A 10,610-nucleotide genomic window follows, 5' to 3' on the forward strand; every position below is an offset into this window, starting at 1 on the left:
CCCAAGGTAATGGGCAGGCAATGCCGATGAGGACCGAGAGGAAGAACCAGACTCTTACCGGGCCGCAGGGAATGGGCGCGGTGGACACGCGCGGGATGCCCGGAATGGGAGGGCAGATTGGATAGATACGTCTTGGATGAATCCATGGACCGGATTGCCGACACGATGAGCAAGACCCGCGATTACATGCGCGAGAAGTATGCCCCTGCTCCTGAGCTGAACCGGAGGACATGGACCCAGTTGAACAAGTCTCAAGATGTGGTGTTGTTCAGTAATTTGGCTATCAAGTATGGCAGGCCGAGAATGAGGGATTTTGTCTTGGAGCAACAGCAACGTGACTCCGAGGAGAGATAGATGGCTGAAGACAGAGCGGGATTACAAGCTAAACTTGATGAGCTTTTCGCCAAACTCGAACAACTAAAAGTAGATTGGCAAAAGAATAAGTACACCAAGAAGGAATACGACCGACTCACGAAGCAGTATGAGGGCGATATTGCCGACATAAGGCAACGTGCCGGAATGATTGATTACAATGCGGCAGACGAAAGGGAGATAGCACGCCTGAAGGCACTCCCCGTTTTGTCTAAAAGCGAAAAGGAATGGCTGGACGAACTTGAGGGAAGGTACGCCAGTAATAACCCTAACGTAGATTCGGAATTTAATCTTATTAAAACCGGCGAAACTGCCGGAACAACTGGGGCCGACACCTCGGCAACGGATTGGACCCCTGAACTTGAGTCCGAACTATCCCAGTACATTACCGATACTTACGGGAAGAAATATGTTAAAGGGATGCTGGAAGCAGCCAAGACGAGCCTCGATGCTCCCTATTCCGCAATCCAGATATATGCTACCAACAACCAGATAAACCCACAGGAAACCAGTAACGTCAAGGCTATCTATGAGGATTTTTGGGTTGGCACAGATGAGAGTGGTAATCCTGTCAGGCATGAATGGGGGGAATCTGTTGAAGGGTTGACTTCCTCAGAACAACTTGCCATTGACAAGTTCAATGAAGAAAAACGCCAGAATGAACTCTATTGGGCTGATAAGAATACCACTAATAAACGTGAGGCTAATCTTGACTGGCGCAACTACTGGGGGGAGCAAGCAACGAATACTGCTACCCAAAGGCAACAGACGGTTAAGGACTATGGCGATTTTCTGAACACCAACGAACAGTTGGCGCAACAGAGGCAGATTCAACTTGCACAGTTGACTCCCCGGCAATGGCTTAACGCGACCTCTCTGACCGGGGAATCCCCCAAAATGGATTGGCTGGGGTTGTTGGGGGTTTCTCCCCAACAACAGAATGCCATGAATGAACAGGCGGCGGCATGGGAACAGGAACAGGATGAGGTTAGAGCGCAAAAGGCCACTGACCTCGCAGAATACTATCAGGCGATGGCCGATTATACCGTGGCGGCATCCAAACGGGAAGCCTATGAACGGAAGGTGGCCGCTCAAGCGGATTGGGCAACTCAATGGCAAGGCACACCGAACGAGAAGTACCTGAGTGAGATTATGGGCAGGGAAGATGCGGCTGGGCCAGAAATGGAGGCCCCTATTATCCCAATGAGGAACACGCCCGCCGAAAGTATACCCAATCCGTGGGCGAATATCATCAAGAACGCCAATATCGGCAGGGCTGGACCTGAGACTTACTACAACCAGTTCAACGATGAGCAGCAACAAAACTACATGGGGTTGTTGGAAGCGAAGGGATACAATGCTCAGAATCAAACAGCCAAAGATTGGGCGGGTGTTCACTATGGACCGATTAGACGAACGAGGACGGCGTACTGATGCCTATATCTCCTGAGAATCTTCAATGGCTCCAAAGCCTCGATGAAACGAAGCGGGAAGAGGTATTGTCCAGGGTATCTCCTGCCGCTAGAAGGGAGGCTGAGGCCGCACTATCTCCGCAACAGAAGCGGGGTAAAGCATGGTGGGATACTGTGCCGCTCATTAAAGAAGTCTCCAAAGTGGGGAATGTACTGGATGAAATCCCCGGAATTGAACAAGTGGCGCATGGGGCCAAGTATGGTATTAACTGGTATCAAGGGAATGTGGTGCAACCTATTGAGGCGGGAGTGTGGAGGGCTGGTGTTGGAATGATGCCGGGGCAACAATCCGGTGAAGCTAATATCAAAGAGATGGGAGTCAGGGGAGCTTTCAAGACAGCGAAACTCCCTACGGGAATGAAGACTGCAATGGACATTGGGCTTGACCCGTTGACCTATGTTCCTGTAGGGGCCGGATTGAAAGGGCTCAAGACTGGACTAGAACAGGGATTGAAGACTGGACTCAAACAGTCAGTCAAGCCCATGGCCAAGTTTGAAGCGGGGCAGCAGGTAGTCAAACCAGTTGAGGCATTGAATGCTACTGCTACCGGATTTGGCGAACTCCCTCAAGGAATCAAGGGGACCGCCATAGGAACCGTGACCCAAGGTGCTAGACAGGTTGAACTCCCTCCGTCTGCCCTTGCTTTCAAGGAAGCCATGAAGAAGGCTACCCCTGCGATTAAAGCGGGGCAGGCTACCGACAGGACGGCTATCACGTTAGGCAGAAGTAAACAAGCGGCTGCGGCTGAAAGGGTATTCAGGGCACAAAAGGGTGTGGCTGGAATCGAAGAATCCAGTAAGGCGATGGCCGGCGCATTGAAATCACCGACGTTCCAACTGGAAGGATTAGCCGATTCCCAACTTGATGATGTAGCGAACTGGATTCAAGTGCATCCTAATCTCGACGAATTTGAGAAAAAACAGGTACTTGACACCTATAAACAGATTCTTGATGGGGTTGCTCCTACCGGGCGGGAACAAATCAAACAGTTCGGGTCTGTGTTTGGCGAGGATGTTATAGTTGATCTTCTACGAAAGCGAGGGTTCAAGGAAGGTGCGGTAGGGTTGGCCGTTGATATCCTCAACTTTCCGAGGGCGGTTATGGCTGCCTTTGATGTGTCTGCCCCTTTGAGACAAGGATTGTTCTTCCAAGCAGGCAGGCCGAAAGAGGCGTTTGGCGCATACGTCCCGATGCTGAAGGCGTTCGCTAAAGAAAAGAACATGGTCGCTGTGCATGAAGCGATTGAGGACAGCCCTTACGCCAAGACCTTTCTGGATCATGGCGGGTATATCGCGCCTATGCCTACAAAGACGGCTAAATATGCCTTGAGTAAGGGAGAGGAGTCTTTCGCAACCAGACTGGCAAACAAGATTCCGGGTATCACCCATTCCAACAGGGCCTTTGTGACTTATCTTAACAAACTCAGGATGGACACGTTCTCTAACGTGGTGAATAGCTGGGAAAGGGCAGGGAAGGCGATAACAGCCAAAGACCTTGATGACCTAGCTCTATTGGTCAATCTGGGGACAGGTAGGGGCCGTCTGGGGCCGTTAAACAAGTACGGGGCTGAACTGTCTACAGTTCTATTCTCCCCCCGGTTGCAGATGGCGCGTGTTGAACTTCCGACCATGCTCGTTAGGGCGACCCCTAAAGTCAGGCAGGAGTTTATCCGAAACAGTGTAGCGGATATTGCCGCTATCGGGGGGTTGCTTGCCACACTCAAGATGGCAGGCGTTATTGATGTTGAACTTGACCCGCGTTCCTCAGACTTCGGGAAGGCCAGAGTAGGCAACACAAGGTTTGATGTCTGGGGTGGAAGCCAACAGTACATTCGGTTCATCGCCACGATGGTTGACGAACAAGCCAAGGCTGCGGGTGGAGGTGGTTTATATCCGGTAGAAAGAACGGATGCGGCTTGGCGATTCCTTCAAGGAAAGGCTTCTCCTGCGGTCAGTCTGGGGCTTGATCTGATAAACGAGCAGGACTTTATAGGCGATGAGTTTGGAATCTATGATATAGCTTCTGCTAAGACGGCCAGAGAGCGATTGATGCCTATGCTATTTCAGGACGTTTTGGACACCCTGAGTCAATCCGGCCCGTTGATGGCTGTGAGTACCGGCATCCCCGGCGCATTCGGTGTGGGTATCTCCTCTTACGGCAAAGGCACATGGCAGGAAGTCCGGCAGATGCGGGACAAATACAACACGACCGGAAAGGAGTGGTCTGGCAAGGATGGATTGACCTATTCGGAACGAAGGGAAATAGAGACTGCCCACCCTGACTTGAAGGCCCTCACCGACAAGCTAGAGACCGATATCGACCAATTCAAAGGCTCTCCCACCGAAAAGGCTTTGATGGCGATTGAACAGAGCAAGGAGACTGCCTTTGCAACGGGTTTGGCTGGCCTTGCCAATGCCAAACAGCAGGGTATGAGTTGGCAGGACTACAACGACCAGAGAGACAAGTTGATGACCGAAAGGTTTGCTGTCAAGAGTGTCGTGTCTGCGATGGAGCCTATTTTCTCTGATAAGACTGCCGAACAGATTGAGGCAGATGTCAAGAAGACTCGTACCTCGATGGATAACGCCATGCAGGAATATAAGGACAAACTTTCCGATGGCCAGATCAAAGACGAAAACGGCATGACGGATTGGGATGCAACATTCGCACAGGCTGACAAGTACCTCAAGTCTCTGGATTCCGAAACCAGAAGTTATATTCAATTCCATCAACACGACTGGATTCAAGACCTTCCCAAAGAGGTTCAGGCAGTTGAGTACAGACGGCTTGAAATGTTAAAGATCATGAAGCCCTATTGGGAAGTCAGAACAAAGGTTTATGCCGGATTGAATGACAGGCAGAAGCAGGTACTTGCCGACTTCGACAAGAAACGCAGGACGGTAGCGGCCAAAGGAAACCTTGATTGGGAGAAATTTGAACTTCAAAGGAATCTTGGCTTGGCAACTGTTTACCGGAACACCGAGCAACGGATAAGCCAGCTCCGTGAACAGATGAGACAAATGAATCCCGTACTCGATAGGACCGTCAAGGAATGGTATTTGAGATGGTCCGACCTGGGAGGATAGATTGACTACTACGAAGGCGATTTTAAGACAGGGTGTCAGTAAACTTGATGGCAGTTACGTGGAAGGCTCCACCACTACCAATATCGGTGCCAATAACAGCGTCGTCGATACGAAATTGGCGGGGATCGGATACCATACCGCCAGCAGTCTGGTTGATGCGTGGCTGTGGTTAAGCACCGCCGCCAATGTGAATGTTGAGCGTACCATTTCTGCCAATACTGCGGCTGGGACTATCACCATTCGGGGGGTTGCCCTTTCGGCAGAGTCCACCAGCCAGAGCTTTGAAGTGCACACCCGGTTCAGGCCAACCAAGATTATCGACGCTCTTCTTTATGTGTTCAACACGGAAATGCCAAATGCTCATGTCCAGATACGAGACACCAGTATAGCCACCAGAGCGGGCGTGTATCGCTATCCGGTACCCGCTACGATTCTCAGGAGCCCGTCCCAAATCTTCATCAGCACCGGAAGCCTTAGCGCGACGGATGTTGACCTGTGTGAGGCAGCATGGACGGCTGGGAGTAATGTCACCGCCTCACTGGACAACAGGGATTACCAAGAGGGAGAGGGGAGTTGCAAGTTAGTGGTGGCTGCCGGAGCCAGCGCTACGGCTATTCTGGGGTATGACAACTTTTCGGCACTTGACTTGTCGGATCATATCGGGCTGCGGTTTTCCATTAAGTCAAGTGTGGCCACTACAGCGGGGCAGTTGCAGGTACATTTGAGCGAGACAGCCAATGGGGCGTCTGCGACCGAGACACTTGATGTTCCTGCCTTGACTGCCGGAGAGTGGAGAGTTTGTGAAGTAGCCTATGCGGCGGCCCCAGCCAGCCGGGACGCCATTATCAGCATAGCGGTTTATCAAGTAGCCGATATCGGCGCGGCCACCATTTGGATTGATGGCGTGAGGTCTATTACTAACAATCCTGCCGACGATCTCAATGATATGAACGCGTGGATAGAGTTGCGAGATTGGGAATACCAGACCAGCGACTCTAAGGTGTACTTCAGGAACACCCTGCCTGCTAATCACCAACTGATGTATGTGGGGGAAGGCACATTGGGATCGTCTTTGGCCTCAGAGTCAACTACGATCTCCCTAGATGAACCAGAGGTGGAAGTGATCACCCACGCAGCCCTCTTGAAACTATACACAGAGCTTTTCACTTCTCATGGGGGGCGGTACAACATGAATAACCCGTTTGCGTCGCAAGTTGGAATGTGGGAGTACAAACTGAGGGAAGTGCGGAATAGACACGGGATGGTGCGCCCCGCTCCGATGATGGGGGCCCAGCAGTGGTAGACAAAAGCACGGTGCTTGCATCCACTGAGGATATCGCCGAACTGGTTAGAGTGAATCAATGCACTCGATGCAAAGACTGGTTCCATACTAAAGTGCTGAAACCCTTATCGGTTGGGGCCGAAACGAAACCGTTTTGCTTGCAGTGTATTAAGATTATCAATACTAATTCAAAGGAACAAGGATTATGACTCGATCACCAGGTTACGACCTTTGGGTAGAGCGCGATTCTGACACTTTTGGGTTGATGCTTGTCGATGACAAGAGCAAGGGGCTTCTTTATCGTGATTCCCATGCGCCGACTGTTAATCCTAACGTGAGTCCGACAGAGGCCGATTACACCGCGTTCCCCACGTATATTGATTGGCCTATTGCCCAGACTACATTTCATGGCGGGTTCGGGAAGTTGGTCCACAATAAGAAGTATCCGGTCAGGTACGGGGAGTCGGTAGGATGGGACCCTCGCAAAGAGAACGAATTGAAACTGTTCCCCACAGAGACTTCCGAGACTGTCACTCTGAGGTCCGCACTGACTACCGCCTCATTTACCAATCTGGACTTTGAGTCTGACGGAACGGGATGGACGAAGAGTGCTGTTACTGGGGCAGACTGTTTTGACTGCAATCGCGTGACTGAAAAGAAGGCTGGTACTTATGGATGGCAATTAGAGGTCTACAAAAAGGATTCATTTACCGCCGATAACTGGTCGGATGCAGGGGCTAATATCGCCGTTCATACTGCTGGTGGACACCTTGATTTCATAGCTGATAATGCTGCCGGAGATGACCGTTGTACCCTTGATATGACAGCAGTGAGTGATACCGTATGGACATCTGACTTCGATCTATCTCTTACCGGGCAAAGCGGGAACGATGCTGTTGTATACATAGGAGCCTTTTCGGCGTCTGAGAATATCACGGGGATGGCTGGGGATGCGATACTTGTCTCCGCGGCAGTCCACAGCACTCCCCCAAATGCCTACAGTTTAACGCTGAGGTCAATCAATGGTGGGGCTCCCGATGCCACATCAACATCGGTAGGTGACTTAGTTGAAGGGACTATTTATTATGTTCGTATCCAAAGAACCTCTGCAACTGCGGCGACCTTGAATGTATTTACAGACGCAGGTAGAACTACTCATGCCACTGGTTCTCCACAGAGTATCGTTGTTAGTTCTGGGGTCGCAGGGTTAAGGTATTTCCAGGTATCCAATGCAACAGGGGCAGACACCGATACTATTACGGGGGTCATAGACAACTGGACATTCAGGGGGGCTCAAACACCCTTGGTAACCATCTACCAGGACCTTTCCCCTTGGGGCAGTTATTACAACAATAAAGCAGCCACGTTCACATGCTACGGGAAGACTTCTCTTGCTACTAACCTATACGTGGGGATGTCTTTTGACGGGGGGTCATCTACGAGCTATGGGACGGCCTGCGGGACAACGAACGACTGGACCGACCAGATGACATGGACGGCTACGCCTGTCACGGCTGCGACTGGTATCAGGTTAGTCATCAAGCGAGCCTCTACCGCCTATAGTGGGACCGATTATATAGATGTGGCGGCATTCAGCCAGCCAGCCGCTTCAAGGGGTACTCCCTTAAAGATAGATTTCAAGTGGGGAACGGATTATTACTACATAGAAAACAAGACCCTGTTCAAATGGTCTACGAACCAATATCTTGAGGCCTTCAACTTTGAGGATGCGGTTGTCGATGCAGCGATCTACAAGAACCGCATGGTGATATCAGTCGGAACGGATGATTTCCTCTATTATTCTGGGGCCGGTACGGATGCCACGTGGACCCGAAGCGCAAATGTACCAGACAAGGTTGGCCTGATGGAGGTTGTTGGCGGGACTCTTTGGGGTGTGACGGCCGATGCGAAAGTGGTCGCTTGCACAGATATTACCTCTGGAACATGGACATCGGGGAGTAGCATCGGTGATTCCAGTGTCACGATTACCGGATTAAGGGAATACAATGGGACGCTTTACGTGGGGAAACAGGATAATGTTTATGTCTTGACGATATCCACCGACCTGTCCTATACCTCAACGGCCATTGCCCCCAGATTCAAGGGTTCGGTGAGTTCCGGCAACTTCAAACAGATGAAAGTCGCTGATGCTCTTATCCTGTGCCACAATACGGGCGTTCATGAGTGGGACTATCCCACAGGTGGATCGGCAACGCTTACCAATATCTCTCCTGTGATGTATGGTCCCACGTTCACGGATTATCAAGGAGCAGCCAAAGCGATTGCCGTAGGACAGGAATGGGCATGGCTAATCCTTGAGCCTACAGGGAGTAACACCAAGTCTAAGGTTATGGCAATGCGGTTGGGATATATTGCGGATGCCGAGAACCCCACTGATTACAGGTGGCATTCAATTGCAGAGGTTGACCTCGATGAGGTCTACGATGCGGCTGAGTTGAACAGCAAACTCTTGGTATGCGGAACTAAGTCCAGTACGGCGGCGGTCAAGTCGTTCTCAATTTACAGCACTTCTAGCTACCCTGACAACAATGCGGCAGGGGTCAAGTGTGAGTTCAGGATTGATAACGCTACCTCATGGACTGAATTGAATGGATCAGGAACGGGCAGCTTTGACGCGGCAGCCGGGGAAACAATCGCTTTCCAGGCAAACCAGAGCGGGAAACGAATACAGTTCAAGCTATCCGCAAACGCAGGAGCAGCAACATTTATCACGCCATACTATGACGGAGGCCTACCCGGAGAAACAAAGTCATTCAAGACGCTCACTCTCACAGGAGAGACTTTTACTGCGGACGGGACCAGTGCAACCCCAGTGATTCGGGGCATGATTCTAAGGTGTGTCTTGAGAACACCGCCCTTGAGGACGATATGGGCGGTGGTGAGAGTGGATGACGATATTGTGAACCATGCGGGTATATCCGACAAGATACCATCGGCCACCTTAAAGGCCTACATTGATGCCCTGTTCACAGAGGCCGACGCAATCACATTGTACGATATTCACGGGGTTGCATTTACATGCCATGTCCTACCGGACGGAAGGGGGGAATTTGACGTAGGTTACAGTCACGATTTCAACAAGATTACCAGTAAGTACGAATTGTACTTCCAGCAAGCAAGAACATCCTAGACAACTGAATATCGAGACTGGGGGAAATAAGTGTCGCTAGAAATAGCGGCCCTTTTTTATTTAAGGAGGATTGAAGAGATCAAATGGCTGAAGAACCAAAAGCTAACGTAGGGGTAGCCGACGCTAATCCGGCTAAACCGGAAACCCCGGCCAAAACTACGGAACCGGCGGTAGACTGGAAAGCCAAGTTTGAGGAGGCAGAGGCGAACAGGGTTGCCCTGCAACGGAATCTCGCAGACCGCGAAGCTAAGTTGAGACAGGCGCAACGGAGAGGTTCGGACACCGACACGATACGGGGTGAGTTGGCAGATCTCAAACAGACCCTCGCCAGACAGGTAGATTACACCAACTACGTAGTCGAGAACCTGACCAAAGGCGAAGCTAATTATGGGGAGCCACATCAACCCGGACGGCCAATACCGACTCCTACCTATGACGCTTTCCAGAAAGCGGAAGCGGAGAGGCAGAAGAAAACGGCAGAGGAGCAACGACTACAGCAGGAAGTTAGGGAGTTCTTTGAGGACTTGGGAGAGGCGGGGTTATCGTTCGATGACCCGGAGGTAAAAGAATACTTCTCCAAGATTCCGAACCCAAACCAGGCACAACGGAAGCTTCCTGTCTTTGTTGCTCAACGACTGCAAAAACAGGTGGCCGATAAAGCTAAGGTGGCCGAGACTGAAGCCAAAGAGAAGGCTAGGAAAACAGCAGAGAGTGGGGGAGGGCTGGACATACCCAAGGTGGCAGCTTCATCCTCAAGAACCTCATCTGACAAAGAGTTTATCCAAGCCAGAGATGCCTTCATCAAGAACCCTAACAATCCAAAGGTTCAAGAGGCATACATGAAACTAAAATTCGGAAAAGGAGGTTAAGTAAGTGGGACTTACTACCACAAGTACCCTCAGCGATACGATGCCGAAGCTCTTGGAAGCGGCTCGTTTCACTGAGATGACCACCCATGTCATGCGTCAACTCGCATGGGTTATCAATAAACCGCTTCACAGCGGTACGGTAGTCTATCTGCCGTACTTTTCAACCGCAACCGCCAGTGATCTGACAGAAGGGGTTGACATGAGTTCGGCCCAGTCAATGGCAGACACGGCGGTTACAGTGACCCCGCGTGAAGTGGGCGCACAGATTCTACTCACGGACAAACTGATTAGGGACAACAACGAGGACATCATCAAGGCGGCTGGCCGGATTCTTGGCAATGCAATGATTACCAAGCTGGATACTGACCTGACCGCCC

Annotated in this window: 7 protein-coding genes; all 7 read left to right on the forward strand. The window is 51.1% G+C overall.

Annotated features, from left to right (window positions below):
* Positions 1 to 117 precede the first annotated feature (117 nt).
* Complete coding sequence (locus tag PHV74_11870) at positions 118 to 354, forward strand: hypothetical protein (protein MDD5095058.1); 237 nt, start codon at positions 118 to 120, stop codon at positions 352 to 354.
* Entirely contained in the window at positions 355 to 1,806 is a 1,452-nt protein-coding gene (locus tag PHV74_11875) for a hypothetical protein (protein ID MDD5095059.1), read from the forward strand.
* Positions 1,806 to 4,931: a hypothetical protein gene (locus PHV74_11880; GenBank protein MDD5095060.1), complete on the forward strand. Its 3,126-nt coding sequence runs from the start codon at positions 1,806 to 1,808 to the stop codon at positions 4,929 to 4,931. The genes PHV74_11875 and PHV74_11880 overlap by 1 nt, the downstream gene beginning before the upstream one ends.
* Position 4,932: 1 nt before the next feature.
* On the forward strand, positions 4,933 to 6,234 hold the full coding sequence (locus PHV74_11885) for a hypothetical protein (protein MDD5095061.1): 1,302 nt from the start codon (positions 4,933 to 4,935) through the stop codon (positions 6,232 to 6,234).
* 184 nt (positions 6,235 to 6,418) lie between these two features.
* Positions 6,419 to 9,364, forward strand: coding sequence for a hypothetical protein (locus PHV74_11890; protein ID MDD5095062.1), 2,946 nt, complete (start codon positions 6,419 to 6,421; stop codon positions 9,362 to 9,364).
* 83 nt (positions 9,365 to 9,447) lie between these two features.
* The gene (locus tag PHV74_11895) at positions 9,448 to 10,233 is read left to right on the forward strand and encodes a hypothetical protein (protein MDD5095063.1); all 786 of its coding nucleotides are present in this window, start codon (positions 9,448 to 9,450) and stop codon (positions 10,231 to 10,233) included.
* Positions 10,234 to 10,237: 4 nt separating this feature from the next.
* The coding region (locus PHV74_11900) for a hypothetical protein (protein ID MDD5095064.1) at positions 10,238 to 10,610 on the forward strand (373 nt) is incomplete at its 3' end.

Source organism: Dehalococcoidia bacterium (assembly GCA_028711995.1).
In the GTDB taxonomy this organism is placed as follows: domain Bacteria; phylum Chloroflexota; class Dehalococcoidia; order SZUA-161; family SpSt-899; genus JAQTRE01.

Coding starts and splice junctions, on each gene's coding strand:
- PHV74_11875 (MDD5095059.1), top strand. CDS start 355: ATGGCTGAAGACAGAGCGGGATTACAAGCTAAACTTGATGAGCTTTTC.
- PHV74_11880 (MDD5095060.1), top strand. CDS start 1,806: ATGCCTATATCTCCTGAGAATCTTCAATGGCTCCAAAGCCTCGATGAA.
- PHV74_11890 (MDD5095062.1), top strand. CDS start 6,419: ATGACTCGATCACCAGGTTACGACCTTTGGGTAGAGCGCGATTCTGAC.
- PHV74_11895 (MDD5095063.1), top strand. CDS start 9,448: ATGGCTGAAGAACCAAAAGCTAACGTAGGGGTAGCCGACGCTAATCCG.